Here is a 25,878-nt window from a genome sequence, read left to right on the forward strand (position 1 = left end):
AATACAAAATAAAGATCGAGCAAATGGGATTTTTATCCGCAGGTAACATTTTATCACGGGTAATTGCGTGGCTGTTATTCTTCGTTTTCGTAGTCCTGCAATGTTCATTAAAGGATTCCTATTATGTTTGCGGATTGCTATTGTCTTTGACATTGGCTTATATTTGGACTAAACGGCGCTTCCGTTTTTCCGTCATTGACTATTTTGTCGCAGGTATCTGGTTGATTACAATCTTCGCTACGCTGTGTTCCTCACTGCCTATTAGTTGGGACTTATTCTATATTCGCAACATTACGACTGCGGTGTTATTTTATTTCATTCTCCGTAGCGGATACCTCAGCACAGCTGACACCGATAGGTTAGTTTTATTGGTGAGTCTGTTTGCGGGGATTACGTCTTTGCTGGCAATCGTTTCATTCCTATATTTTAGCGGGAGCTTAGCAGTGGTAGGGCTGACCGACGTATATGATTTTCGATTCTTATACCACCCGGTCGGAACATCAGCCAATACGTGGGGAGCCTATTCGCTGGTATATGTGGGAATAATAGCCTTAACTATATATCGATACAAGGAAAAGCGCACAGGGGTCATTTGGTTGTCAATCATGCTGCTGCCTGTGATTTTCAGTCTGATTGTCACATTCTCCCGTGGAGTCTATATATCATACGGGCTGTTGCTGCTAGTCCTGACGAGCTCCGTGTGCAGAAGCCGGTCGCTGACCCGAAACCGTAAAATGCTTGTATTGGCCTGTTGTGGCGTCATCCATGCGGGGCTAATCTTCCCCGTCAGACATGAGGTGCTTCGCACACTGGAAATGACCACTACCGTTTCTCAGCAAAAAAGTATCGAAGGACGTTTAACGGCTACTCAGGTAGCATTCGACATCTTCAAGCGGTATCCGCTTACAGGCGTAGGCCCAGGAAACTATTCACTGGTTGCCGACCGGGAAATCTACGATGACGATAATCAAAGTTTTTTATCTGTCAGTCCCACAATAGTCGCCCCTTTACTGGCTGAGCGCGGCATTATCTTTTTGATTCTATGCGTCGGCACGTTTGTCTTAATCACAATCAGGCTCTGGAAGAAACAGAAAAAAACATGGTGCGACATCTGGATATATTCCGTATTGGGTGCAGTAGCCTTTCGGGAGGCCACTCTGCCAATATGTTTCGAAAAAACGGGCCTCTTAATGCTTATCTTCCTTTTTGTAGCTTTGTTCGTCAATTCTACAGAGGCCAAGACTCGGGCTGTCGGTAGTTTCACGTTCGCCTGGCTGCCGGTGTTGACCGTGGGGGTAATATGTTCATTTGCCATAGCTCACGAACGTAACGAAAGATCGAACATCCGCTTCTTGGAGTGTATGCAAAACAATGACTTGGTCGGTGCCGAGCGAGAGATTGCTTCCACTCCATTACGGATGCCGTATCTGGTCAACCGGGGATTGCTATATCTGAGATACGACCAAATTACTGGTGATTCGACATATCTGAATCGGGCGGCCTTATATTTCGGTCAGGCGATACAGATGAATGACTATGACAACCGCCTCAAGTATTATCAGGCTGTTGTCAAAGTACGTCAGAGAAAGACTCTACTGGCCGAAGAACTGATAACAAAGCTTGCTCGGCAATCCCCGGCAAATACCCTTTACCGCCTGGCACTTTTCAGACTGCAATACGAAAGAGGTGAGGTCGACTCGGCTGCAGAGAACCTGACTCAGGCTATCTTATTATCCCCACAACTATTAGATACCCAATACTGGAACGATATTACTTCCGCAGATAGTGCTTTCGGCGAGAATATCATAAGCCGCCTTCGCCGAAATATCCACGAATCCAAGGCAGAGAACCCGATTATACAGGCGAAACAGGGGAAAATCTTGTTGGCACTCGGCGATATTGCCGGGTCACAGCGAATGCTCGAACGAGTCATCATTCGGATGCCCAATCTTTCCCGCCCGTGGTGCTATCTGGGGCTTATCTATCGCAGCATGGATAAGGACAGTGTTGGTTCCCTGTACATTGAACGCGCACTGGTGCTGGATCCAGGCGATAGCTTCACCAGTCAGTGCCTCTCGGGTAGCTTGACGGATATACGCGACTCTGGAATGCGAGATGGGCTGGAGTTCCTGGAGAGTAAATACGCTGCAAAATTCAACCGGTGGTACCATAGTGAAAAAGTACCGGTAATCATTTTTTAAACCGCTATTTCCAACAGATATTCCTTATGAAAAAGATTTTATTGAATTGGTGCCCCCCTGCTATGCCCACGCAGGCCTCCCCGGGGCTTTCTGTACTCAAAGCTCATTTGGAGGCTAACGGATACGAAATCGAAATCAAGTATTGGAATATCTTCTTTTTCCGACTGCAGAAAGATTTTTTTCTGCTTGGCAACCATGTCTTGACTGCCGAAGGTTCCGACCTTCTGAAGCTGTTCCCCTTTCTCAACTATTTGGCTCATAAGTCGAAAGATCGCGCCACCATTGAAAAAATAAAGTCTTCTATTCTATCCATGCAGCCTCAATTCCAGTCCAAAGGAAACCGATTTCTGGAGCACTATCTTTCTGAATGCTCGGATCGAGTCGAGGAATTACTAGATGCAGAGATCGCGAAAATGAACGTACCCCAATACCTGTATATTGGATTGTCGGGTCAATTCCAGCAATGGGTATTCGGCAATATATTGGTTGAACGGATCAAACTGAAGCATCCTAGCATCGTCGTGGTTATCGGTGGATTACCTGCGCGCGAAACAGCGACAAGTATACTGAGGAATTTTTCAGCATACGATTATGCGCTATGGGGCGAAGGGGAGCATTCCTTGCTCTGGTTAACGCGTATGCTTGACCCGGAAGAGGGCGAGGTGGACATCCGAACGGTGCCAAACTTGGCATACCGGAATCGGCAGGCTATCGAAACCACAATCGGTAGAAATCTGTACGTTAACCTCGACAGCCAGCCAATTCCCGACTTCAGAGATTATTTCTGCCAACTCCGTTCTGCACATATACAAGTCCCGGTTTACCTACCCGTAGAAGGCAGCCGGGGGTGCCACTGGCGTAAATGCCGGTTTTGTTTCCTGAACGCCGGCTACAAATACAGACAGAAAAGTCCCCTGAATATCGTTAACGAGATCAAGACGCAAATCCGGGAATACAACGTTCACACCATAGCTTTTTTGGACAATGATGTGATCGGTATGAATGCCTATCGGTTCGATACCCTGCTAAATCTACTGATTGAATACAGAAAAGAAAATCCCAAGTTCCGGATCAAACTTGCCGAAGTGATTACCTCGGAACTGAATGCAGAGGTAGTCAAAAAAATGTGGCTGGCCGGATTCCATACGGTACAGATCGGCTACGAATCGCCAAGTGCAAGCATACTGAAAAAAATAGATAAAAAGAATACGTTTGCCAGCAACCTGCTGTTTATTAAATGGGCGACTATTTACGGAATCAAGATCGCCGGATTGAACGTGATCAAGAATCTGCCGGAAGAGACTACGGAAGATATTTACGAAGCCATAAACAACCTGCGGTTTTTACGATTCTCTCTGCATAAAGGCCAATGTGAGCATAATGATTCACTACTGGCGATCAACAAACTGTCTCGGTATTTCAACCAAATCGAGTCCGACGGTCGACTCGACGATTGGAATTCCTCCCTGTTGGAGAGTTTCTTTCCGACGGCTTATATGGATGACCGATACAGCCTGTTGGAATGTGTCAGGTTGAAATATGATACCACTTGGGATAGTTTTTTTAAGATCGAAAAATTCTATGGCAATAATCCGCACACTTACAGCTTGGTAACAGATGGGGATACCATTTACTATACAGAATACCGGAACGGGAGCCAAATCAGCCAGTCATTGTTTGGTAAAGATTCGCTCGAATGGCAAATTCTGCAGGCCGCCAACGACAGCGTATCCACCTTGGATCAGATCGTCGCACGTACGAATTGTCTCGATAAAGCCAGCCTTACCAGTACAATCGTCGATCTGAAAGACTCAGGCCTGTTATACTCAAATAACACCTTGGATGAGCTCGTTACAATAATCGACACTTCGCTCGTCAAATAATGGTCATAAAAGATTTAAATCTACCCTTATCACCTTGTATTTAATAGCTCAATCCCATCTCGAATAACTTCAAAGTCGTTAAGTTTGCAGACAAAAGCCTCGGAAGCACATAGTTTATTAGATTGTGCCAGGAATGATTGTTCATATGGCCTATCTGACATGATTTGCGTGTATATTGCTAAACACCATGTAAGGCAAGGGTCCATTTTAGCGAAACAGTAGACTAATATATACTGTGTAGCCGTTACACCTTTTCTCCGAAATTAGTCAGTAGCGCCGCATTCTTCTGTCGCTCCTCCTTCTCGAAAGAGGCTAAGTAGTGTTCCGTCGTCTTCAGGTCGTTGTGGCCCAGCGATTCACTGATGTAGGCGATGTTCGCGCCGCTGCGCTTCAGGACAGTTGCATAAGAGTGCCGCGCCGTGTACGTGCTGATGCCGTCGATGCCCAGCGTCTCGCCGATGAACTTCATCCGCTTGTTGATCCGCTTCGTCAGGTCCTTCGTCATCAGCTTCTGTTTGAGTGCATCCTCCGAGCCCGTGATGCAGGGGAAAATATAGTGATCCGGCTTGCGGTCGTTGCCCCAGTGGGCGATGATGGTTTGCATCTCCGGCGTGACGATGGCGCGGATCTCCTTGATCGTTTTGGTCGTCCGCTCCGTCTTTTGGCGGACGAAACAGATTTCCCCGTCCACGATGTTTTTGTACTTCAGTTTCACGAGGTCGGCCGTGTTGATGCCGTTGCAGAGGTACATGAAGAACCACAGGTCGCGGTACTTCTCTGTCGTTTCGCGCCCGTCCGTGAACGTGACCACCTGCCGGATCTGTTCCAGCGTTAGCGCCTTCTTCCGGGACTCGCCTGTCTGGATCTCGTAGCGGTCCTTGCCGAAAGGGTACTGCGACTCCCGGATTATCCCCGCCTTCTTCGCCTCGTTCATGATGGCCCGGATCGCCCGCATGTGCATCCCGACCGTCGTGTGGTTCTTGTCTTTCAGGAGGAACTTCTCGTACCGCTTCAGCCAGTCCACCGACACCTGCTCGAAAGCGATCTTGGGGCCGCCGAACGCCTCCACGTTTTTGAGGATGTTGTCATAGTAGAGCATCGTGCCGATACGCTCCTCCTTTTTGAGTGCGGCGATCTTGGTTTTGAACGCCGTGTTTACCGTGCCGCCCGTCGCTTTCCCCAGTCGCAGATTTAGCGTATCAAATGAAAAGTCACCTTTTTCCGCGAGGGCCTCGACAGCGGCCTTCACCAGTGAAAAACTGTTTTCGATGCTCTGTCTGATCTCTTTCAGCTCTCGATTCTTCGCCATCGGCAACCTTTTCCAATCCTCCGGGCTTAGTTCTTTGCCGGTTGAGTAGTATTTCTGGGCTCGCTGATGAACCACCTGTACCTTGATCGGATAGAGTCCATTGGCTTTCGACCGCCGTGTATCCAGTACGGTCAATACGGAAACGTTATCTTTAGCGAACTTAAACATAGCGGGTGGGATTCTGCATGCAAATCCGGGACTGTACATACAATTTGCATGCAAATATGGCGAATTTGGGTGAATTGAGCAAGTCATTGCGGAATAATATTTGTATATTTATAAGTGTAAATCAATAGATTAATCATATGAATGAAAAATCCGGCAAAAACGGGAAAATAAAAAGAATACGACTGTTAATCAGGGGGTCCTAGGTTCAAGTCCTAGTCGAGGAGCCAAAGCGGACAGATTGATATTTTTATCAGTTTGTCCGTTTTCTTTTTCTATGGTTTGCTCTAATTCACAAGGCATTGCGATGAACAACCTGTTCACCTCACGAGGTTCAATACGGGCTGTTTCTTTGTCGTAAACTATCCCCTTGGGGAAAATTAAATTTTGCAATCTTCGCTTGTCGCCTAAATCCACTATATCCCACATTCTGAATATATTAGAACGGAGAGTCAAGCTGTATTCCATAAAATCATCGAGGTTCAATATCTCTTTGCTTACGCGCTCAAGCTCGGCTTCCATTTCTGCTTTTTCAGTTTGCAATTTCGTCAAAGCTTTCTCCATTATCCCCTGCTTCTTCGGGTCGGCAGCAAGGGTATAATTATACTCTACCTGTTCAATATCGCTCTCTTTCTTGGAAATATTAGCTTTGATTGCCGTTACAGCCTTTCGGTTCTCCTCATTGAGGGCTTTAAAGACTTTGGATAGTTGGAACTTTAATATTTCCGTCTCCGTATTGTCAAGCTTGAACCATTCACCTTATTTTCAAATGCCGTGTGAACGCTTTGGGTCGATGAATTGAATTTACAGCTTACGTTCGTGCCTGTATTTTGTTTATGTTCCGCAAACTTAACTTTTTCGTAGTAACTAAATCTCCCAGCTGTACCGTTCCTTCATCGCTTCATCGGACTTGCGATAATTTGAAGGGCGTCCCATCTTCTTGCCTTCCGCACGACAGCGGGCAATGTATTGGCTTCTCCCGCTCGCCATGCGTTCGGCAATGGTCAGGCGTTCCATCGAGGAGATTTCCAACAGAATCGTGCAAATCAATGACGTGATAGGATTGACTTTGCCATTGGTGATGGTTTCAAGGTTGTAGTTCTTGATATAGAGGCAAACGCCGTTTTCATTAAGCAACAGAATCACTTTTAATGCTTCCAATGTATTGCGCCCTAAGCGAGAGATTTCAATCACACAAACACGGTCCACCTTGTTGTTATTCACGAACTCAAGCAACTCCACGATTTCCGTCCATTCCTCAAGTTTCTTGGCTCCGCTGACCTTATTAGCGAATACCCGTACGATATTCCACCCCGCACTATGGCAATGTGCTGTCAGTTCTTGTATCTGACGGTCGTAATCCTGAGAATTGGTGCTAACCCTACACAAAAGAACAACATTCATCGCTATTGCAAATAATAAGTCCGTTTAACACGTTCATCATAGTCGGGTACACGTTCAACCGATCGGTCGATAGTATACACCAAATCATCAAAATATACGCATTCGATGGTCTCTACACATTCACGTTAAGGCAATAGCAAATCCACATCGAATAAGTCCGGGCCTTCGTTATACTTGACATGCACCCAACCCTGATGGATGAAACCCCGTACTTTGAACATCAGCCCCTCTTGGGTGGCCCGTGGGGAATGGAATCCCCACGAGAAAACAGTAGTGAGCGATGCACGCAGTATTTGCAAAATATACTTCGACATTTCCATCTTAGAATACCTTAACGATTGATTCCCACCGAAAACTACGCCATTGGATGCCGTCTTCGGTCAATTCGAGGAATGCACAGCAACCGTAACGCTCACGGCTTTCACCCCTGCCGTTTGTCCATTGTTCGACCAATGCGGAATTGGTAGTTGCACATTTCACATAGCGCAGTTCCCCGTTCTTTTTGACGAAGCAAAAGGACGCGATACCATTGCGGAGCTTCTCTTTTAGCGTCTCAATCATCATGGCTTTCGCCCCTGCCATGAAATCACTATCTGTTAGAGATTTTATTACACCTGCCCTGATTGCGGTTTGATTCGATATTGCCAATGCCTGTATCATAGTAGTAAGTATTAAAATTGACGGTTAATATTCTTTGGTTCTCCCCATCCATTGAGGCGGTAAATTTCGCGCACGGCCTCAGCATAGCTATATACATCCTTGATGAAAATTCCTGATGCACTATTTTCGGTTACATGGTCCCACTGCCATATGCCCCACAAACTTCTGTGCCGTCCGAAAAAATATCTGCCTACCTGTGCTTTCATTGTTTATGCTTTATTATTAATTAATGCTATAAAGATAATAGTATAATATTAATTATGCAAATATTTTTAATGGTATTTTATTAAAAGTTTGAATTATTTTAATGTTTTATTACATTTGTGGAAAATGGAGAGTGCTATGGAATTGAGAATTAAAGAGCTATGTAAAGAAAAGGGAATCACCCAAACGGAAATAGCCGAAAGAATCGGCATATCCAATGTAAACCTGAGTAATTCGCTGAATGGCAATCCAACCCTTGCAAGGCTGAAGGAGGTAGCCGATATACTTCAGGTAGAAGTATGGCAGCTATTCAAGAAAGAGCAGGATATTAGCGGCATAGTGCAGTACAAAGGAGCAATATATCCCATTAATGATTTCAGTAGCCTATATGCTCTGACAGATAAAGTAAAAGCTGAAAATGAATAAATTATCTATGAAAAGCATCGAAATTCCGATTAATGGAACTGAAACAACTATTGAAAGCCAACATTGCTTTGTCTTTGTAGGAGCAAATGGTAGTGGTAAAAGTCGATTGGGCGCATGGCTTGAAATGCATAACGTGGAAACCGTTTTGCGTATTTCTGCCCAAAGAGCTTTAGAAATACCCGAAAGTGTAATAATAAAGAGCGAGGCTGATGCTTGGAATTACATACTCTATGGTCATGAAAAAGAAAAGAATAAAGGCTACAAATGGAAATGGGGGAAAAATTATACTACGCAATTAGTTAATGATTATGAGAATGTATTAGCCTCAATATTTGCCCGAATGACTAACGAACATAAAGCTTTTTTTGCATTATGTCGTGAATATGAAAGTCGAAACGAATCAAACCCACACACCCCTGATATTATATCAGATAAAATTATAGACATTTGGAATGCTGTTTTCCCACATCGAACAATTGTTTTAGAGGATGCCAAAATAATTGCATCAGTGATAGGTGGCAATCATTATCATGCAAAAGACATGTCAGATGGCGAAAGGGTTGCGATATATCTTATTGGTCAGTGTCTTGTTGCACCTGATGGAATAACGCTCGTAATCGATGAGCCCGAAATACATTTGCATAAGTCAATTATGCATAAACTGTGGGATAAAATTGAGGAATATTGTCCCAACAATACATTTGTGTACATTACCCATGATTTAGATTTTGCAGCATCTCGAAAAGAATCTACAAAAATATGGTTAAAGAGTTATGATAAAGAAAACGATTCAGAACAATGGGATATTGAGATTCTAAATAGAGACGATGATATTCCTGATAGCTTATTAATAGAAGTCCTTGGGAATAGAAAGAATGTTCTATTCATTGAAGGAGAGAAAGGTAGCTATGACTATCAGCTGTATGCGCAAGTATACAAAGACTATTATGTGATACCTCGTAAAAATTGTAGAACGGTTATCGAATCAACCAAAGCATTCAATGGTATCAAAGCCCTACATAACTTAGAGATTAAAGGGTTGATTGATAGAGATTATATGACAGATGGCGAAATAGAGAGTTATAAAAAAGAGTCTATTTATACTTTAGATGTTGCTGAAGTTGAGAATCTATATTGCATAGAAGAACTATTGAGGATTGTTGCCTCTTATTTAGTCCTTAACGAAAAAGAAACGGTCGAAAAAGTAAAATCTTTTGTTTTTGAGGTATTTGAGAAGGAATATGACTTACAACTTGCCTCTATGTGCGAAAAGGAAATCAAGCATAAGCTAAATTGTTACAATAAAGGAGAAAATACCCTTCAAGGCTTAAAAAATGGATTAAGCTCCCTAACGGCCTCTATTGATATTGACAAAATTTATAATGACCAAAAACAAAAAATCGATAAAATTCGTAATGACCAAAACTACAATAATTTGCTAAAGGTGTATAATAGAAAAAGTATACATAGGCAAATTTCTCGGTTCTTTGGTGTTGGTAATTATGCTGATTTAGTGTTGCGACTTATCAAAACAGAAAAGAAAGAAGAAATAATCAAGGCTCTCAAGACATATATGCCTGCGTTGTAACGTAAAGCTGATTGCTTCTAATTAAGTAATCATCGCCAATCTTGATTTAACATCTTCCTTGAGGTAAGCAATGACTTTCAGGAAGTCCAACCAAAGGTTCAATATTTCGAGATTGGGGTGAGCTTCGAAAAGGCTTTACCGAAAAAACGGTAAGGCCTTTTTTGTTCTGGTAACTTATTCGACGTTATCCGGTGCCGGATAATACTCTCCGCCAGCCCTGTGGTGCCGTTCGGTATTCGAACCGGATTCTGCACAGGCAACGACATATGACCGTGTTCGGTTTGCTTTGCGCGATTCGATTTCAGCCCGGATGTCCGGGAGGGCACGTCCTGTTTTGGTACGATCCGAGGATATATTCCGCGCCAGCGGGCGGCATCGGGTCTTCCTACGGGAGGCCCGATGCCGCCCGGCATACGAGCCGGGCTGTAATTACTTAAAGGCTCGACCCGAACGAAACATAGCCGTACGGTTTATTGCAATATTCTCCCTTAGCCAGCCGGAACCACTCCCGGCGCAGGGCTGGTGTTGCTTGGCACTCGAACCGGTATGTAGCCGCCTTTGTTCTCGCTGGCTCTGGCCTTGATCTGCAAATTGAAAGTACGGTTGTAATTTAGGGTTCCGCATCAGCGGGCAGGCTGGACGCCTCCCCTCGGGAGGCCCGGTGCCGCTTAGCACTCCAGCCAGGCTGTAACTACCCGAGATCTCCTGGGTGTTCAACTCGAATGGAAAATTAAACCGTAGGTTTAAAAAGTACTCCCGGCTTCTTAATTTGGTGTCGAAATACGGGTAGAGGCTGCTGACCCGGGAATGTGCGATTTTCCGATTCGACGGAAGTCGGGAACGGGGAATCGCATTCCCGGCGACTTCTTTGCTTACTTTTTTGATCGCGCAAAAAAGTAAGTGCCCCGCCGGCATGAGGCGTCGGGAGAAACCGGGACTCCCGCGGCATGAGCGGGAAAGAAAGAACAAACGCCTGTCGGCGAAAGACACACGATTAAACCTACAGTTAAATGGCAGGGATATGCTTTGCGACCTTCAGGTCGCGCAGGCCGGAGCCACCCCCGGCGGCGGCCTGCAACTGCGCTGCGCTTGTTGCGGCTCCGCTGGCTCCGGCCATAAAATTAACCGTACAATACCGATATGGCATCCTGTTCCGGCTTCGGTAAGATTCCGGCACGCCCCGGCCCCGCGCAAAAGCGCCTTTCGGAACGAAAACTGTTCTTTTCGGAACCGGGATTTACGGGAATTATCCGGAAATTTGTCCCGAACAACTGAAAACGGATGATACGCAATTCCAGAATTTATACCCTGCTGTCCATCGGAACCGTATCGGCCATGGGCCCTTTCGTCACCGATTTTTACCTGCCGTGCCTCCCCGCCCTGTCCGGTTACTTTTCGACGACGGCATCACTCGTACAACTTTCGCTGACCTTCACCATGATCGGCCTCGCCGTCGGACAGCTTTTCATCGGTCCGCTGAGCGACAGATACGGCCGCAAACGCCCGTTGGTCTGGTCGATGGCACTCTTCTGCCTGGCCACCGTCGGCTGCCTGCTGTCGCCCGACATCCGTATTTTCCTGCTGTTCCGGCTCGTGCAGGGGTTGTCCGGCGCCGGCGGAGTCGTCATCTCGAGGTCGATCGCCTCCGACCTCTACCGCGGAAAGGAACTGGCCCGTTTCTTCTCGATGCTCAGCATCGTGCAGGGGCTCGCGCCGATCTGCGCTCCCGTTTTGGGCGGCCTGCTGCTCGAATATACCGACTGGCGGGGCATTTTCGCCGTGCTTCTGGCCATAGGAGCCATGCTGACCGTTATTCTGCTCCGATTCCGGGAATCGCTGTCCCCCGAAGCCCGTGCGACCGGGAACATAGGTAAAACCTTCCGAGGCTATGTGCCGGTACTCCGCAACCGCCGCTTCATGCTCTACGTACTTGTACAAGCCTTCGCCATGGGCGTGATGTTCTCCTATATCGCCGCTTCGCCTTTCGTTTTCCAGCAGCATTTCGGTCTTTCGCCTTTCGCGTACAGCCTCTGCTTCGGAGCCAACGCGCTGGCCATCATGGGCGGCAGCCTCCTGACGGCCCGGTTCCGTTCGGCCTCCCGCGCCCTGAGGGCAGGCGCGGCCGGATTCCTGGCTACCGGATGCCTGGCTGCGGCGGCATTCGTTGCCGGTTCGGTGTGGTCGGTCGAAATCTCGCTGCTCTCGCTGCTCTTTTTCCTCGGCTTGATTCTGCCTTCCTCCACGACGCTCGCGCTGGAGCTGGAACGGGACCGCGCCGGCAAGGCATCCGCCGTGCTGGGTTTCCTGATGTTTTTTGCCGGCGGGGCGCTCTCACCGCTGACCGGGCTTGGAGACATGCTCCATTCCACCGCCCTGATCCTTTTCGTATGTTCCGCAGCGGTCTACGGGACGGCACGCCTGACACGCAGCGGAGAACGGACAGAAGAGGCCGCGGCCGACCGTTGAACCGCCCTCTCCCGCCGGTTCCCGTCCGGCACGGCCCCGAACGTTATTCCGCCTTCAACGACCGGATCGGATTCGCGCGGAGCGTCATCAGAATACGGCCGCCCACCGTCGCCAGCGTTACCGCCACGATCACCGCGACCGGCACAGCGAACAGCCACCATGTCATCCCGACCCGGAAAGGATAACGGCTCAGCCAGCCCTCCATGATATACCATGCCACCGGAATCCCGATCGCCGTCGCCGCCGGCACCAGCCAGGCGAATCCCGCCGACAGGTCGCGGAACAGATCGAGGCCCGTCGCCCCGAACACCTTGCGCACCCCCATCTCCTTACGCCGGTTATTTGCCGCGAACAGCGTCAGTATCCACAGCCCCACTACGGCGATGAACAACGCCAGCCCCGAAAACAGCGCGAAAACCGCCCCGAAACGGCTGTCGGCATTATACTGCATGTCGTAGAACCGATCCACGAAGAAACTGTCGAAGGTCGATCCGGGGAAGAAACGCCGATAACGCGCTTCTGCTTCGCGGAGCAGGTCGTCGATCGGGACGCCTTCCGAAAATTTCACCGAAACGAATTTCTGCGGAATCCAGTCGATCGCCGACTCCCGGATCATCATAATCGGCGTATAGGTATTATCCAGCCCCTGCTGGTGATAATCTTTCACGACCCCGACGATCTCCATCGGCTTCTCCTCCCGCGTCTCGACCGTCACGCGCTGTCCGATCGCCTCTTCCGCGGCCGTGAATCCCAGCGAGCGGGCGGCGGTCTCGTTGATGACCATCCGATTTTCGTCGCCCGTGAACGATTTGCCGAACCCGCGGCCGGCCGCCAACTCCAGATCGTACGTGCGGATATAATCGCAGTCCGCCACCAGCATTTCGTACAGCCGGTTTTGCTTCGTCGCGTCGCCCATCCGGTGGTTGGACAGGAAGGTCGCTATCTCCATGCCCGGTACCGAATTGGAGGTCGCCACGCTCTCCACGCCGCGGAGCGACTCCAGCTCTTTCTTGTAAGCCTCGATTTTGGTCTGCATCCGCTCCGTCGCTCCCGGATATTTGATCGCGAACACGCGCCGGATATCGATGCCCAACGGTTGGCGCCGCATGAAAGCCAACTGCCTGTCCACCGTGAACGTCCCCGCGATCAGCACCAGCGCGGCCGTGAACTGAAGCACTACGAGGCACTTGCGCACGAATCCCGCCCGCCCCGTATGGGAATATTTCCCTTTGAGCACCTCCGACGGCCGGACATTCGAGATGACGAACGCCGGATAAAAGCCCGACAGCGCCACGCCGGCGGCGAACGTTCCCGCAGCGGCCGCCCAGAAAACCGGTTCGCCCAGCATTACGAAACCGATCTCTTTGCCGGTCAGCGAGTTGAACAACGGACTGAACAGCGAGACCAGCCCGGTTGCCAGTACCAGTGCGATCAGATTGGTTACCGCGGACTCCAGCATGAACTGCCCGATCAGCTGGCGGCGCGTGCTTCCGGACACCTTTCGGATTCCCACTTCGCGTGCCCGTTCGAGCGACCGCGCCGTGGTCAGGTTGATGTAATTGATCCAGGCGATCGACAGGATCGCCAGCGCCACCAGTACCAGGGCGTCGATCGTCGTGCGGTTGCCCTTCGCCTCCCGTTCGTATTTCTTCCACGGGGTGAGGTGTACCTTCGCCGCCGGGTTCAGCACCACTTTCCAGGTTTTGTTTTTGAGCGCCTGTTCGGTCTTGTACGTCTCGGCCAGCGTCTCGAACGCCTCTTCCGCTTTCCGCGGATCGGCGCCCGGTGCCAGCCGGACATAAGTGTAAACTTCGTGCCGGTACCAGTAATTATCCAACCATTCGGGCAGCGTTTGCCACGAAATGAAAAAATCGAACCGGATCTGAGAGTTGCGCGGCATCTCTTCCAACACTCCCGTCACCTCGCAATTCAGTTCGCCGTTCTGCGAGAGAAAGCGCAGCGTCTTGCCCATCGGGTCTTCGCCGGGAAAATATTTGGCCGCCGCGTAGGGGGTGACGACCACCTTGTTCGGCCCGTCGAGCGCATGGGCGGGGTCGCCCTCTTTCAGCCGGAAGCCGAACAGCTCGAACATCGACGGATCGACCGTCGTCACGCTGTTCTCGCGGTATTGCCTTTCGCCGTAACGGACGATCTGCTCGGTCTCGTGGATGTCGAAACGGGCGAATTGTTCCACTTCCGGTATCGCCCGTTTCATGGCCGGCCCGTAACCGTACGAAGAGGTGGCCCAGTCGTCGGTGAGCGTATTCCCTTCGTAGAACCGGCTTTCGACCCGGTAGAGCCGCTCTCCGGCCGGGTGCATTGTGTCGTAACTCCGTTCGAAGACGACGTAATTGAGAATCAACAGGGCGACGGCCATGCCGACGGCCAGCGAAACGATATTGACAACGGCGAAAAGCCGGTGGCGTCCCAGATTCCGGAAAGCAAGCAGCAGGTAGTTCCCGATCATATCGAAAAACGTGTGAGGGTGAAGACTCGGTATTTGCGCAGGACTGAATCCCCGGCCATACATGCGCTTGGCCGAGAACAAAGCCTTTTATGTTCAGGTAGGTATATACGCCTTTGCCCAAAGCCGGGCAATGACTTCCCCGAACGGCCTTGCGGTGCCGTTCGGCATGGAGAGCCGGGGCTTTCTCCGCTTAAAAGGGTGGGTGCGGGCTGAAAAAGTCTCGACGAGAATCATGGGCATATCAAAATATAAATCGGATTGTCTTTGATATAGCAAGAATCGTACTTTAAGATGTAATATATTGTAAAACAGTGAATTATATTGAATTGTATTTTTCTGTATGTCTAATTTTTTGACACTCGCCGTCTAATTTTTAGACAGTGAAGTCCCGAACGGCCCGTTTGCAAGATCCTGTTCCCCATACCTTTTTTGTAATTTTTGGAACATTGTTCCAAAAATTAATATTTTTCATTTATCTTTGTTCGGTACGAAACCGGTTCGACGACATGGAACACAAAGAGGGTTATCTGGTACCCATTCTGCATAAGGGATTCGCCCTGATGGAATACCTGGGCCGCTATCCCGGCGGGCGCACGATGGCCGAAGCGCTGGCCGATCTCGATTTCCCGAAAACGACCCTGCATCGCCTACTGACAGCCTTGGCGGAGGAGGGATATATCTGTCTCGATCGGGAGACGGGACGCTATACGCTTTCGCGCCGCCTGCTGCGTCTCGGGCTGGCGGCCCTGGGTGAAGCCGGATTGGTCGAATACGCCCTGCAACCGATGAGGGCTTTGCGCGACCGAATCCGGGAAAGCGTCATGCTGGGCGTCTTTATGGATAACCGTGTCGTACTGCTGGAACAGGCGTTAGGATCGCATAATTTTACGTTCATGCTCAAGCCGGGAACCGATTTCTGCCTGCATGCTTCGGCTCCGGGCAAGCTGTTCCTGGCTTTCCTGCCGGAAAACGAACGCGAGGCGGCTTTCGCTACGGTCGATTACCGGATCTTCACGCCGCGCACGATCGGCAGCCGGAGAGCGCTGGAGGCGGAACTGGACACGATCCGCAGGCAGGGTTACGCCACGGATGCCGAAGAGGAGATGGAGGGGGTGAACTGCGTGGCGGCCCCGGTCTTCAATGCGTTCGGCGAAATAGCGGCGACGATCTGGACGTCGGGTCCCAGCGGACGGCTGACCCGCGACGATTTTGCGGAGATGGGCCGCCGGGTGGTCGAGGCTGCGGACGCGGTTTCGGCACGACTGGGGTTCGGAAGGCGATAGGGAATGGCGTGCGTTTTTACCATAACGGGTGCACGGCGGTTTATGGCCGGCGATGGTTAGTTTTTAACCGTAGGTTTAATTGTCATGTCTGTTTTCGACGGGCGTTTGTTTTTCTTCGCCCGCTTATGCCGCGGGGGTACCGGTTGCTCCGGACGCCTCATGCCGGCGGGGCACTTACTTTTTTGCGCGACCAAAAAAGTAAGCAAAAAAGTCGCCGGGAATGCGATTCCCCGTTCCCGACTCCCGTCGGAACGGAAAATCGCACATTCCCGGGTCAGCAGCCTCTACCCGCACTTTGATGCCAATGTAAGAAGTCGGGAGTACTTTTAAGTTATCCGCGTAGCGGCCGGCCCGGAGCCACCCCCGGCGAACCGACGCTGCCAGCGAGAGCCATCGGGCTCGCACGAATGGCCGAGCGGCGAGGAGGAAAACGAGCGTAGCGAAGTTAACGGCTGCAACCTGCGGTTTTGCCCTCGCTGGCTCCGGGCTTTAACCTGCAAATTAAAAGTACGCTTAAACTGTTTTCCTTATTCGGCTGCACTCGAGCCGCAAAGCCGGCGATTCGAAAGAACCGCACGCATCGAAATCGGTACGGTTCAAGATCGATTCTCGTGCCGACGAACGGGACGCGACTTCCCGGACATCCGGCCCGAGACCAGACCGTGCCAGGTAAACCGAAAACAGTCGGATACCGTTACCACAACAGACCCTGATATGAAACGAACACTGTCGATCTGGAGCCTCATGCTGCTCGCGACCTCAGGAGTGCAGGCGCAGGAAGATTTCCGCGAAATTCTTTTCGTGGAACGCGACCAGTACGCGGTCGATCATCACAACACCGAAACGCTGTTCCAACTGGGCGAAATCAACGATGAAAAGTTCCGCGGAGGTTCGGCGTTGCGAGCGCTGGACATCGCGACCGGTCAAGTCAGGACATTGCTGGCTTCCGAACAGGGAGTGATCCGCGATCCCGAACTTTCGTTCGACGGCCGGAAAATCATCTTCTCGATGCGGCCGCAGCGCGAAGGATGGTACCACATTTACGAAATCGGCACCGACGGCAGCGGCCTCCGGCAACTGACCTCCGCGGCAGGCGTTTCGGACATAGACCCCCTCTACCTGCCCGACGGCGGCATCGTCTTCACCTCTACGCGCGAACCGAAATATTGCATGTGCAACCGCCACATCATGGGCAACCTCTACCGCATGGAGGCCGACGGGGCCAATATCGTGCAGATCGGCGGCAGCACGCTGTTCGAGGGACACTCGTCGCTGCTCGGCGACGGGCGCATCCTCTACGACCGCTGGGAATACGTGGACAGGAATTTCGGCGACGCGCAGGGATTATGGACGGTGAACCCGGACGGGACCAAACACGCGATCTACTACGGGAACAACACCGCTTCGCCCGGCGGCGTGATCGACGCGCGGCAGGTACCGGGCAGCGACCTGGTCGCATGTATTTTCGGCAGCTGCCACGACCGGCCGTGGGGGGCGCTGGCGCTGATCGACCGTAAAAAAGGGGTGGACGGGGCCGAACCGGTCGTGGAGATCTGGCCGGCCGAAGCCCGCGGGCTGATCGGCAAAGGCAATTACGACCAATTCATGAAAATTCCGGTACGATACGAAGATCCCTGCCCGCTGGATGAAAATACGCTCCTCGTTTCCCGTTCGGTGCGCTGGGACACGACGCTGAACGACTACAAAATGGCACTTTACCGGATCGACCGGCAGACAGGGACGGAAACCCTGCTGTACGAAGGCGAAAAAGGGATTTTCGATCCGATGCCGATCGCGCCGAGGCGGAAACCTTCTGCGATACCTTTTGCCCGCGATTTCTCGGAAAAACCGGGGATGTTCTATGTACAGGATGTTTACGAGGGCACGAACATGACCGGCGTAGAGCGCGGGGCGGTGAAATGGCTGCGGGTGGTCGAATCGCCGGAAAAGCGCACGTGGACCGAGCAGGCCTGGCAGGGACAGGGCGAACACGCTCCGGCGATGAACTGGTCGAGTTTCGAACTGAAACAGATTCTGGGAGAAGTGCCGGTAGCCGAGGACGGTTCGGCCTGCTTCGAGGTACCGGCCGGAAAGTTCGTCTATTTCCAGCTGCTGGACAAGGACAAGAAGATGATCCAGTCGATGCGCAGCGGCACGATGGCGATGGCGGGCGAGGTGAACGGCTGCATCGGCTGCCATGAAGACCGCCTGAGCATTCCCGTACCGTCGGGCAAAATGCCGCTGGCCCTGCAACGCGGCCCGGCCGAATTGACCGGATGGATGGGGCGCGAACCGCGCCCGTTCTCCTATACCCGCGAGGTGCAGCCCATTTTCGACCGTCATTGCCTGAAATGCCACGATTTCGATGCCTCCGACCGGGAAAAGCTGGTGTTGGCGGGCGACCGCAACCCGTTTTTCAACGCTTCCTACATCAATCTCTATGTCGGCAAAAAGGTAACGCTGATCGGGGCCGGCCCGGCGGCGATCCAGGATCCGTACTCGTGGGGATCGCACGCCAGCGTCCTGACGAAGATCATCGACGGCGGCCACCACGGGGTGGAACTTTCCGGGGAAGAACGGCAGACGCTCTATGCGTGGATGGATGTGAACGGAGTTTATTACCCGGCCTATGAATCGGCCTATGGGGAAAACATGGCGGGACGCTCGCCGCTGACTTTCGCCGAGACCGATTCGCTGTCGGCACTGACAGGCATCGACTTCCGGAGTCTGAACAGCTACTGGCGGGGCATGCAGGCGCAGGTAGCGTTCGAACGTCCGGAACTAAGCCCTTGTCTGGATGTGGTCCGGGACGACCCGGCGAAGTACGAACGTGCGGTGGCGATTATCGCCGAAGGGGGACGACGGCTCAAAGGACGTCCGCGGGCCGACATGGAGGGATTCGTGCCGAGCGAGCGCCATCGGGAAATGTTGCGTAAATATGCCGCGCAACTCGAAGAGGAGATCGCCAACCGCCGGGCCGTCGAGACGGGCGGAAAGCGATACGACCGTTGATTCTCCGGTTTCTCGTACCCGATTATATACTTCGATGTACCGAACTTGCCGGAGAACATCCCCTTTCGGCTCCGCGGTGCCGCCGGACACAACGGCCGGGGAGGTCTTTCTGCAAAAAAGAGAGGGCGGAGCGAGCCGAAAACAGGCGAAAAACGGCTGATGCGTTAAAGTATGTAATCGCCTTTTCGTAAGTTTGTAAGCGGCGGCCGGCCTGGACGACCGCTTTTTCAATTTCCGATCCTTATGGCAGACCACACTTTCGACTACTGGCAGCGCCGGCTGGACGACCTGGCCGGCATATTGGAAAAACACGGTTTTGCGGCCGAAATGGCGGCTACGGCCGCAGACGCCCGCGACCGCATACGGCGTGCGGCGGAAGAGATGAGGCCGAAGTCGGTAGGGTACGCCGATTCGCGGACCCTGCGGGCCGCAGGCGTGATCGACATGCTGCGTGCCGATCCCCGCTGGGAATTCATCGACGGCTTCGACCGTTCGAAATCCCGGGCCGAAAACCTCGAACGGCGGCGGCAGGCGTTGATGACCGATCTGTTCCTGACGGGCGTGAACGCGATAACGGAACAGGGAACGCTGGTGTGGCTCGATATGGTGGGCAACCGGATCGGAGGGGTCGCTTTCGGCCCCCGGAAGGTCATCCTCGTGGCGGGCCGCAATAAACTGACGGGCAGCCTGGAGGAGGCGATGCGGCGGATCAGGACGGTCGCGGCGCCGCTGAACGCGCGGGCGCACGAGCATTTCAGGACACCGTGCCAGATCACTTCGCGCTGCCACGACTGCTCCAGTCCCGACCGTATCTGCAATACATGGCTGGCGATGGAACGGTGCTACCCGAAAGAGCGTATCCGGGTGATACTCGTCAATGAAGACTTAGGGTATTGAAGTCCCTCGGAATCGGCCGGAAGAACCGGATGCCCGGCCGTGGCCGAACCGGGAAACGGAACGGTCCGTCCCTCCCTGCGCCGCGACTACCGGTCGCGCGTCAGGTAAAGCTCCGTCAGCCGTGACACGGCGTAATCGCCCAACCGGCCGGAGGGTATGACCCGCCAGTCGTCCGGCAGCGAAAGGGCCGTGAGATCCGTCACCGTTATCCGGTGGAAAACCGCATGGATAATGCGGTGGGAAAGCACGTGTTTCGGCATCCGTACCGATCCCTGCCAGACGAAATCCGCGAAAGGCAACGGCAAAGTCCCGAACTCTGCCCCCGTCGGCGTCTCGACCAGCGGAAATTCGTACAACCCTTTCCAAATATCGTTTCCTTCGCGGCGGCGGATCGCCGTCCGACCGTGTTCGTCCGTGATGTGCAGGTAATGGAAGAAGCGCGGCGTCTGGGCTGTTTTGCCCCGTTTCACGGGCCGTTCGCCGACCGTCCCGCGTTTCAGCGCGAGGCAACCGCCGGCCAGCGGACAGGCCGCGCACTGCGGCGAACGAGGCGTGCAGACCAGCGCCCCCAGCTCCATCACCGCCTGATTGTACAGCCCCGCGCCCCGATGCCCTTTCCGGACGAGGTATTCGGCGAGCAACGCGAATGCCGCCTCGGCAAATTCCTTTTTGCCCGCCGTCGTGTCGATCGGAGTATCGATGTCCAGCAGACGGCTCAGCACGCGGTAAACGTTCCCGTCCACGACCGGATATGGAGCGTCGGCCGAAAACGACACGACAGCGGCGGCCGTATAATCGCCTATCCCTTTCAACGCCCGGACATCGGCATACGCCGTCGGAAATATCCCGCCGTGCCGCTCGACGACCTGACGCGCCGCCGCATGCAGGTTGCGGGCGCGACTGTAATATCCCAGCCCCTGCCACAGTTTCAGCACCTCGTCCTCGTCGGCCGCGGCGAGGTCGGCTACGGACGGGAAACGCCCGACGAAACGGTCGTAATAGTCCAGCCCCTGCGCCACGCGGGTTTGCTGGAGAATCACCTCCGACAGCCAGATACGGTACGGATCGCGCGTTTCGCGCCACGGCAGGCGGCGGTGGTTGTGGTCGTACCAGTCGGTCAGAGCGGCGAAGTCCATCGGTTATTTGGTTTCGGAGGGTTCGGCGGTTTCGGTCAGAGCGGCGACTTTCAGCCGGGCGAAACGGATCAGATCGTCCGGCGCGATCCGGATTTGCAGGCCCCGCACGCCGGCGCTGATGTATATACGGTCGAAATCGCGGCACGTCAGGTCGATATAAGAGGGGAACGTCCGTTTCATGCCGATCGGCGAGCAGCCGCCGCGGATATAGCCCGTGGTTTCGAGCAGTTCGCGCAGGTGGATCATCGCCGCGCTTTTGTTTCCGGACGCTTTGGCCGCCGCCTTCAGATCCACTTCGCGGTCGCCGGGGATAATGCAGACGAAGACGCCGCTGCGGTCGCCCCGCATGACCAGCGTCTTGAATACCTGCCGGATGTCTTCTCCCAGCTGTCGGGCCACATGCCCCGCGTCGAGGTGTTCTTCGTCCACTTCGTAAGGGATCAGTTCATAAGCGATGCCGGCTTTGTCGAGCAGCCGGGCGGCATTGGTTTTCGATACTTTCATAATTTTATAGGTTATAAACGGGTAATGTCTCCAACAAACGGGCAAGCGCTTCGGACAATGCTTCCAGTGCTTCCGGAATACGCCATTCCCCGCGCGGGTCGCCCACACGGTTAGAAACGGAACGCACCTGCAAAAAAGGGACCTTTTCGGCCCGGCAAACGCTGAAAAACGCCGCGCCTTCCATGGATTCCAGCGCTTCGCCGCCGCGTAGCGGCAACGGCGAACACGCGCTGTTGGCCGAACGTGCGCCGACGATCCGGAAATGTTCCCGGAACGGTTCGGCATAAGGGCATACCGTTGCGCTTGCTTCGGGCAGGGCGGAGAACGGTTCGAATTTCCCGGTTTCGGGTCGCCAGGCCCCCAGGTCGGCCTGATAATCGCTGCCGATCAGCACGGTGTCGCCCACGGCGAGGCGTTTGCGGGGCAAGGCCCCGGCGATTCCGGCCTGGATGACGATACCGGGCCGCAGATCGCGAACGAGACAGAGGGTCGCCGCGGCCGTCGCTCCTGCACCCATGCCGCCGATGTGCCACGACAGATCGCGCCCGGCGAACGAGTCGCCGAGACGGTCGCGCAAAGGCTTCTGTTCCAGCTCGGTTGCGGTGAGTATCGCGACGAGAGTTTTCATTTCCGGTTGTTTTTTCGGGTATGGGGCAGGGTCTCCGAGGCGAAACGCATGAAATCTCCGGCCACGGTTCCCGGTACGCCTTGCAGGGTGGCGAACGCGAATTCCCGTTCGAAGTTCAGCCCGTCGATGTCGATCACGGTCAGCGTGTCGGAAAGCAGTTCGCGCGTCACGGCCTGGACGGAGAGCAGGGCCACGCAGTCGTAGCTGGCCAGGAACGATTTGATCCCTTCGGTACTGCCCATCTGCATGATGACGTTCAGGGACGACAGTTTGATCTGGCGTTCGCCGAGGCGGCGCTCGATCACTTCGAGGGTGCCGGAGCCGTTCTCGCGCAGTACGATGGGCAGTGCGGTCAGTTCCTGCGGCGTAACGGTTTCGCGGGCGGCATAAGCGCTGCGGCTGCCGGTCACGAGCACCAGTTCGTCGCGCATGAAGGGTTCATAGCGGATGCCGGCATGCCGCGCCTCGCCTTCGACCAGCGCCAGGTCGATACTGCGGCTGAAAAGGGCCTGCACCATCTGGCGGCTGTTGCCGGTATCGAGCGTAAGGCGTATTTCGGGATAACGGGTCGAAAAACGGGCCAGACAGGGAGGCAGGACGTATTGCGCGATGGTGCTGCTGGCCCCCAACCGCAGTTCGCCGCTGAAATTGCCCGTGAGCAGGTTCATGTCGAACTGCATGCGGCGGTAGCTGTCGAGGATCTTTTCGGCATGGAAAAGCATCGCTTCCCCGGCTTTGGTCAGTGCGATGCCGCCGCCGCTGCGGTCGAACAGGGTCGTCCCCGCCTGTGCCTCCAGCTCTTTGATGTGCCGCGTGACGGCGGGCTGGGTGATGAAGAGTTCGCGGGCGGCACGGGTGAAACTGCGGTGACGGGCGACGCTGACGAATGTTTTCAGTCGGAAGTCCATAGTAGCCTGTTCGCTTCGTTATGGGTGCAAAGGTCGTAAAAAAAGCGGTGCTTTCCGATATTTTCGGCCGGCAACGTCGGATTCCCTCCGGATAATATCCGACTCTTGGTCCGGTTCCGTCCTTATGCCGGCGTGGAGGTCGCTTCCGGCCCGCGCCGAATTCATCCTGCGCGTCCTGCAGGCCGGGTTCGTCCCGTCCCGTGCGGCGAGACACGGAACCAAAAAAGAACCGGTGGCGGCGCCTGCTCCGGTCCGTGCATAAAAAACGCGCAGCCCGGTCGGGCTGCGCGTGCTGTGTGTCCCTGTATCCGGCCGGCGGAAACTATTTATGCGAAATCACCAGCATTTTGGAATTTTTCCAGAAAGCGTCCTTGTCGGTGATGACCAGTTCTTCGACCACGTCTTTGGCCCCTTTGACCAGCATATAGCTGTTCTCCGGATGCGCAGTGACGATCTTCACTTTCGCCTTGCCGATCGGGATGCGTTCCACCGTCCGGTCGTCGGCCTTGGTGAAATTGTCCATCGAAGCGTTGTCGCTGACCACGCGGGTTCGGCCGATCAACCCTTTCTTATCCACGATCTCTTTCTCTTTCAGTTCTTTGTCGCTGGCCACGATGTAATATACCGTATGCAGTCGGGCATCCTGGTCGGCTACCGTTCCCTGCAATTCGGCTTTGTCGTTTTCCAGGTTGGAAATGGTATGGCCCAACGCCTGGACTTCGACTTTCAGCGCCTTGACCTGATCGGTCAGGGCGGCCAGCTGGGCGTTCTTCTGGTCCAACTGTTCCTGCAACTGGGCGATCAGGGTCTGCAGGGCGTCGATCTTCACATTGGCCGCCTGTAACTTATTGGCCGATACCTGAAGCCGGGCGATCGTCGCGCGGTTCTTGTCCAGCAATTCGCCGATGGCGGTGATGTTTTCGGCGATCTGTTCCCTGACCGGTTTGGTCAGCTCCCCGCCGGCCGAGGTCTGCTTGGTGACCAGTTTCTCGCGTTCGGCGATCTGGTTGATATTGGCCGCTATCTCTCCGATGCTGTTGAAAGCATCGTTGATGATCGAGTCTTTCGCTGCGACCACCTGCGCGAGCGAGTCATTGACCATCGCCGTCGTATCCGGTTTCTCGGCTTTCGGGCCGCAGGAGGCGAACAACGCCGCCGCGGCGGCTAAGACCAGAACTTTCTTCATAATTCGAATTCAGTTAGATGATACCTCGACAAAAATATGCAAAAAGGGGTTCCGTTGTACGCCGGCCCGCAAAAAATGTACCTTCCGGGGTCATTCCACATCGACCAGGTCGCGGAGTTTCACGCCGAGCGCCCGGCTGATGGTCAGCAGCGTCACTAACGTCATGTTGGTACGTCCGTATTCGATCCGGCTCATGTTCGACTTCTCGAAATTGCACCGCGCCGCGAGATCCTGCTGGCTGATCCCCCGCTCTGTCCGGATCTGCACGATCCGTCGGCCGATACGGTACAAAATGTCGTTCATTACCCCGTTATCATATTTGATAACAAAGTTTTTTCTTTATCTTTGCAAATAGGTTATCATATATGATAACCTTATAACTTACCGGGTCATGAATGTCATATCCGGCTGTCCGGAACTGCCGAACAACGGTCTCTACGGAATATAGCCGGGTTATACTTTTGCTGTTCCGCTCTCCGTTATGAAACTACTGCCATCGTTGTTTTTACTGTCGGCGTTCGGCGTTTCTTCCGCCGCCGGACCCGAGTCGCCGGCGGACCGCAGCCGCCTTTTTCCGACCGTGCTGAAAATGGATACCGTTTCGAATACCTGGAGGGCGCAAAATGCCTGGGCGCGTATAAGAATCGCGAACGGGATGCTGACCGTCACGGTGTGGAACCGCTGGGGCGAGGAACGGATCAATCCGTTGTTCCGGATCACGGTCGGTAATACGCCGGAGCGGAACGAAGCAGAGGGAACATGGTCGTACGAGGGTACGATCCGACGAACGGCCGACGGTTTTGAAAAAGACTGCACGATAGAGTCTTGCACGATAATTGCAAATACTAAGAATCCCGACTTCACGATCGTCAGCGCCGACTTTACGGGCCGTTATCGGATCGGTCGGAGAGCACCGCGAAAACCATGAATATCGAAGAGATACTGCTCATGTCCCTGTTGGCCGCGACCATCGCGTTCATGCTCCTGAGGCCGTTCGTCGTCAGGCGTCCTGCTCCGCATCCGGTCCGCCGGGCCGGGAAAACACGCCGGACGGTACGCGCCGGCGGAGTCCGCAGTCTGCCCCCGGTATCGCGGGCGCGGAATCGGGCGTACGATCCGCGGCACGCCTGTCCTCATATCCGGGCGGTAGTCCGGAAAATGCCTCCGCTGCGCCATTGGGTACGGCACAAAAACAACGAAGCCTACTCGCACCGGTAGGCTTCGTGCAACGGGCGGCATGTACGTCTCCGCCCCCGATTGATATACCTGAATGTATCGCACGAGCAGGAAGCGGAATATGTTCCCGATCGGCCGAACTGTAACTACCTTAAGTTACGGGTCTCTTCCGGATATCCGATCCAATCATAAAAATCGTACGGTTAAAACTAAATTTCCGCGCCAGCGGGCGGGCCGACGCCTCCCCCTCGGGAGGTCCGCAACCCTCGCACACTCGGGGCGGCCTTCCGGGCGCCCGACCCGAATGAAAAACGTACAGTTAAACATAACTTTCCGCGCCAGCGGGCGGATCGGACACCTCCTCCATCGGAAAAC

The 25,878-nt window shown here is 53.4% G+C and carries 23 protein-coding genes; 10 read left to right on the forward strand and 13 right to left on the reverse strand.

The annotated features are described in order from the left end of the window. Positions 1 to 23 precede the first annotated feature (23 nt). Together RIKMI_RS0110325 and RIKMI_RS0110330 are read left to right on the forward strand one after the other, a co-directional pair. Positions 24 to 2,201 (forward strand): O-antigen ligase family protein, encoded by a 2,178-nt coding sequence (locus RIKMI_RS0110325; protein WP_027291542.1) that lies wholly within the window; start codon positions 24 to 26, stop codon positions 2,199 to 2,201. A gap of 26 nt (positions 2,202 to 2,227) precedes the next feature. Further along, entirely contained in the window at positions 2,228 to 4,084 is a 1,857-nt protein-coding gene (locus RIKMI_RS0110330) for a radical SAM protein (RefSeq protein ID WP_027291543.1), read from the forward strand. Between the two features lie 244 nt (positions 4,085 to 4,328). Here the strand turns inward: RIKMI_RS0110330 and RIKMI_RS0110335 are convergent, their stop codons facing one another. The 6 genes from RIKMI_RS0110335 to RIKMI_RS14915 all read right to left on the reverse strand — a co-directional run bounded on the left by RIKMI_RS0110335 (position 4,329) and on the right by RIKMI_RS14915 (position 7,828). Then, positions 4,329 to 5,561 (reverse strand): site-specific integrase, encoded by a 1,233-nt coding sequence (locus RIKMI_RS0110335; RefSeq protein WP_027291544.1) that lies wholly within the window; start codon positions 5,559 to 5,561, stop codon positions 4,329 to 4,331. Between the two features lie 189 nt (positions 5,562 to 5,750). Further along, positions 5,751 to 6,122 (reverse strand): hypothetical protein, encoded by a 372-nt coding sequence (locus tag RIKMI_RS0110340; RefSeq protein ID WP_027291545.1) that lies wholly within the window; start codon positions 6,120 to 6,122, stop codon positions 5,751 to 5,753. Positions 6,123 to 6,425: 303 nt separating this feature from the next. Then, entirely contained in the window at positions 6,426 to 6,962 is a 537-nt protein-coding gene (locus RIKMI_RS13900; protein WP_084135265.1) for a recombinase family protein, read from the reverse strand. Positions 6,963 to 7,087: 125 nt separating this feature from the next. Further along, the gene (locus tag RIKMI_RS14410) at positions 7,088 to 7,276 is read right to left on the reverse strand and encodes a hypothetical protein (protein ID WP_147288480.1); all 189 of its coding nucleotides are present in this window, start codon (positions 7,274 to 7,276) and stop codon (positions 7,088 to 7,090) included. 7 nt (positions 7,277 to 7,283) lie between these two features. After that, positions 7,284 to 7,622, reverse strand: a complete 339-nt coding sequence (locus RIKMI_RS0110355) for an SH3 beta-barrel fold-containing protein (RefSeq protein ID WP_051214504.1) — start codon at positions 7,620 to 7,622, stop codon at positions 7,284 to 7,286. A gap of 11 nt (positions 7,623 to 7,633) precedes the next feature. Further along, entirely contained in the window at positions 7,634 to 7,828 is a 195-nt protein-coding gene (locus RIKMI_RS14915; protein ID WP_147288479.1) for a hypothetical protein, read from the reverse strand. A 136-nt stretch (positions 7,829 to 7,964) separates the two neighbouring features. Between RIKMI_RS14915 and RIKMI_RS13910 the strand changes: the two genes are divergently transcribed. From RIKMI_RS13910 to RIKMI_RS13915, 3 genes are all read left to right on the forward strand, one after another. Further along, positions 7,965 to 8,252 (forward strand): helix-turn-helix domain-containing protein, encoded by a 288-nt coding sequence (locus RIKMI_RS13910; protein WP_037292554.1) that lies wholly within the window; start codon positions 7,965 to 7,967, stop codon positions 8,250 to 8,252. Between the two features lie 7 nt (positions 8,253 to 8,259). After that, positions 8,260 to 9,840: a DUF4435 domain-containing protein gene (locus tag RIKMI_RS0110365; RefSeq protein ID WP_051214584.1), complete on the forward strand. Its 1,581-nt coding sequence runs from the start codon at positions 8,260 to 8,262 to the stop codon at positions 9,838 to 9,840. Between the two features lie 1,281 nt (positions 9,841 to 11,121). After that, on the forward strand, positions 11,122 to 12,306 hold the full coding sequence (locus RIKMI_RS13915) for a multidrug effflux MFS transporter (protein ID WP_084135268.1): 1,185 nt from the start codon (positions 11,122 to 11,124) through the stop codon (positions 12,304 to 12,306). A 43-nt stretch (positions 12,307 to 12,349) separates the two neighbouring features. Here RIKMI_RS13915 and RIKMI_RS0110385 read toward each other — a convergent pair whose 3' ends face one another. Next, entirely contained in the window at positions 12,350 to 14,773 is a 2,424-nt protein-coding gene (locus tag RIKMI_RS0110385) for an ABC transporter permease (protein ID WP_027291548.1), read from the reverse strand. 506 nt (positions 14,774 to 15,279) lie between these two features. On the opposite strand from RIKMI_RS0110385, the gene RIKMI_RS0110395 reads away from it, so the two are divergent. The 3 genes from RIKMI_RS0110395 (at position 15,280) to RIKMI_RS0110405 (ending at position 19,965) form a co-directional block, all read left to right on the forward strand. Then, on the forward strand, positions 15,280 to 16,056 hold the full coding sequence (locus RIKMI_RS0110395; protein WP_027291550.1) for an IclR family transcriptional regulator: 777 nt from the start codon (positions 15,280 to 15,282) through the stop codon (positions 16,054 to 16,056). 714 nt (positions 16,057 to 16,770) lie between these two features. Continuing rightward, positions 16,771 to 19,068 (forward strand): HzsA-related protein, encoded by a 2,298-nt coding sequence (locus RIKMI_RS13920; protein ID WP_051214505.1) that lies wholly within the window; start codon positions 16,771 to 16,773, stop codon positions 19,066 to 19,068. Between the two features lie 243 nt (positions 19,069 to 19,311). Then, on the forward strand, positions 19,312 to 19,965 hold the full coding sequence (locus tag RIKMI_RS0110405; protein WP_027291551.1) for a lactate utilization protein: 654 nt from the start codon (positions 19,312 to 19,314) through the stop codon (positions 19,963 to 19,965). Between the two features lie 86 nt (positions 19,966 to 20,051). Here RIKMI_RS0110405 and mutY read toward each other — a convergent pair whose 3' ends face one another. The 6 genes from mutY to RIKMI_RS0110440 form a co-directional block, all read right to left on the reverse strand. Next, positions 20,052 to 21,101 (reverse strand): A/G-specific adenine glycosylase, encoded by a 1,050-nt coding sequence (gene mutY / locus RIKMI_RS0110410; RefSeq protein WP_027291552.1) that lies wholly within the window; start codon positions 21,099 to 21,101, stop codon positions 20,052 to 20,054. Positions 21,102 to 21,104: 3 nt separating this feature from the next. Further along, a complete protein-coding gene (gene ybaK, locus RIKMI_RS0110415; protein WP_027291553.1) occupies positions 21,105 to 21,605 on the reverse strand; it encodes a Cys-tRNA(Pro) deacylase in 501 nt (166 codons plus the stop codon). A gap of 4 nt (positions 21,606 to 21,609) precedes the next feature. Then, entirely contained in the window at positions 21,610 to 22,233 is a 624-nt protein-coding gene (locus RIKMI_RS0110420) for a phosphorylase family protein (RefSeq protein ID WP_027291554.1), read from the reverse strand. Continuing rightward, on the reverse strand, positions 22,230 to 23,141 hold the full coding sequence (locus RIKMI_RS0110425) for a LysR family transcriptional regulator (protein ID WP_027291555.1): 912 nt from the start codon (positions 23,139 to 23,141) through the stop codon (positions 22,230 to 22,232). Before RIKMI_RS0110425 ends, RIKMI_RS0110420 begins: the two co-directional genes overlap by 4 nt. A gap of 322 nt (positions 23,142 to 23,463) precedes the next feature. Beyond that, complete coding sequence (locus RIKMI_RS0110435; protein WP_027291556.1) at positions 23,464 to 24,327, reverse strand: Cbp1 family collagen-binding glycoprotein adhesin; 864 nt, start codon at positions 24,325 to 24,327, stop codon at positions 23,464 to 23,466. Positions 24,328 to 24,417: 90 nt separating this feature from the next. Further along, positions 24,418 to 24,630, reverse strand: a complete 213-nt coding sequence (locus RIKMI_RS0110440; protein ID WP_027291557.1) for a helix-turn-helix domain-containing protein — start codon at positions 24,628 to 24,630, stop codon at positions 24,418 to 24,420. 286 nt (positions 24,631 to 24,916) lie between these two features. Between RIKMI_RS0110440 and RIKMI_RS0110445 the strand changes: the two genes are divergently transcribed. Beyond that, a complete protein-coding gene (locus RIKMI_RS0110445) occupies positions 24,917 to 25,255 on the forward strand; it encodes a hypothetical protein (protein ID WP_156877463.1) in 339 nt (112 codons plus the stop codon). Further along, positions 25,252 to 25,545, forward strand: a complete 294-nt coding sequence (locus tag RIKMI_RS0110450) for a hypothetical protein (protein ID WP_027291559.1) — start codon at positions 25,252 to 25,254, stop codon at positions 25,543 to 25,545. Before RIKMI_RS0110445 ends, RIKMI_RS0110450 begins: the two co-directional genes overlap by 4 nt. The last annotated feature ends 333 nt before the right edge of the window (positions 25,546 to 25,878 follow it).

Source organism: Rikenella microfusus DSM 15922 (genome assembly GCF_000427365.1).
Lineage (GTDB): Bacteria > Bacteroidota > Bacteroidia > Bacteroidales > Rikenellaceae > Rikenella > Rikenella microfusus.

What these genes read in the sequence shown, in the direction of transcription:
- RIKMI_RS13915 (WP_084135268.1), top strand. Translation starts at nt 11,122, where the DNA reads ATGATACGCAATTCCAGAATTTATACCCTGCTGTCCATCGGAACCGTA.
- RIKMI_RS13900 (WP_084135265.1), bottom strand. Translation starts at nt 6,962, where the DNA reads ATGAATGTTGTTCTTTTGTGTAGGGTTAGCACCAATTCTCAGGATTAC.
- RIKMI_RS0110420 (WP_027291554.1), bottom strand. Translation starts at nt 22,233, where the DNA reads ATGAAAACTCTCGTCGCGATACTCACCGCAACCGAGCTGGAACAGAAG.
- RIKMI_RS0110325 (WP_027291542.1), top strand. Translation starts at nt 24, where the DNA reads ATGGGATTTTTATCCGCAGGTAACATTTTATCACGGGTAATTGCGTGG.
- RIKMI_RS0110425 (WP_027291555.1), bottom strand. Translation starts at nt 23,141, where the DNA reads ATGGACTTCCGACTGAAAACATTCGTCAGCGTCGCCCGTCACCGCAGT.
- RIKMI_RS13920 (WP_051214505.1), top strand. Translation starts at nt 16,771, where the DNA reads ATGAAACGAACACTGTCGATCTGGAGCCTCATGCTGCTCGCGACCTCA.
- RIKMI_RS0110385 (WP_027291548.1), bottom strand. Translation starts at nt 14,773, where the DNA reads ATGATCGGGAACTACCTGCTGCTTGCTTTCCGGAATCTGGGACGCCAC.
- RIKMI_RS0110445 (WP_156877463.1), top strand. Translation starts at nt 24,917, where the DNA reads ATGGATACCGTTTCGAATACCTGGAGGGCGCAAAATGCCTGGGCGCGT.
- ybaK (WP_027291553.1), bottom strand. Translation starts at nt 21,605, where the DNA reads ATGAAAGTATCGAAAACCAATGCCGCCCGGCTGCTCGACAAAGCCGGC.
- RIKMI_RS0110450 (WP_027291559.1), top strand. Translation starts at nt 25,252, where the DNA reads ATGAATATCGAAGAGATACTGCTCATGTCCCTGTTGGCCGCGACCATC.
- RIKMI_RS14410 (WP_147288480.1), bottom strand. Translation starts at nt 7,276, where the DNA reads ATGTCGAAGTATATTTTGCAAATACTGCGTGCATCGCTCACTACTGTT.
- RIKMI_RS0110440 (WP_027291557.1), bottom strand. Translation starts at nt 24,630, where the DNA reads ATGAACGACATTTTGTACCGTATCGGCCGACGGATCGTGCAGATCCGG.
- RIKMI_RS0110435 (WP_027291556.1), bottom strand. Translation starts at nt 24,327, where the DNA reads ATGAAGAAAGTTCTGGTCTTAGCCGCCGCGGCGGCGTTGTTCGCCTCC.
- RIKMI_RS0110335 (WP_027291544.1), bottom strand. Translation starts at nt 5,561, where the DNA reads ATGTTTAAGTTCGCTAAAGATAACGTTTCCGTATTGACCGTACTGGAT.
- RIKMI_RS0110365 (WP_051214584.1), top strand. Translation starts at nt 8,260, where the DNA reads ATGAAAAGCATCGAAATTCCGATTAATGGAACTGAAACAACTATTGAA.
- RIKMI_RS0110405 (WP_027291551.1), top strand. Translation starts at nt 19,312, where the DNA reads ATGGCAGACCACACTTTCGACTACTGGCAGCGCCGGCTGGACGACCTG.
- RIKMI_RS0110330 (WP_027291543.1), top strand. Translation starts at nt 2,228, where the DNA reads ATGAAAAAGATTTTATTGAATTGGTGCCCCCCTGCTATGCCCACGCAG.
- RIKMI_RS13910 (WP_037292554.1), top strand. Translation starts at nt 7,965, where the DNA reads ATGGAATTGAGAATTAAAGAGCTATGTAAAGAAAAGGGAATCACCCAA.
- mutY (WP_027291552.1), bottom strand. Translation starts at nt 21,101, where the DNA reads ATGGACTTCGCCGCTCTGACCGACTGGTACGACCACAACCACCGCCGC.
- RIKMI_RS0110355 (WP_051214504.1), bottom strand. Translation starts at nt 7,622, where the DNA reads ATGATACAGGCATTGGCAATATCGAATCAAACCGCAATCAGGGCAGGT.
- RIKMI_RS14915 (WP_147288479.1), bottom strand. Translation starts at nt 7,828, where the DNA reads ATGAAAGCACAGGTAGGCAGATATTTTTTCGGACGGCACAGAAGTTTG.
- RIKMI_RS0110340 (WP_027291545.1), bottom strand. Translation starts at nt 6,122, where the DNA reads ATGGAGAAAGCTTTGACGAAATTGCAAACTGAAAAAGCAGAAATGGAA.
- RIKMI_RS0110395 (WP_027291550.1), top strand. Translation starts at nt 15,280, where the DNA reads ATGGAACACAAAGAGGGTTATCTGGTACCCATTCTGCATAAGGGATTC.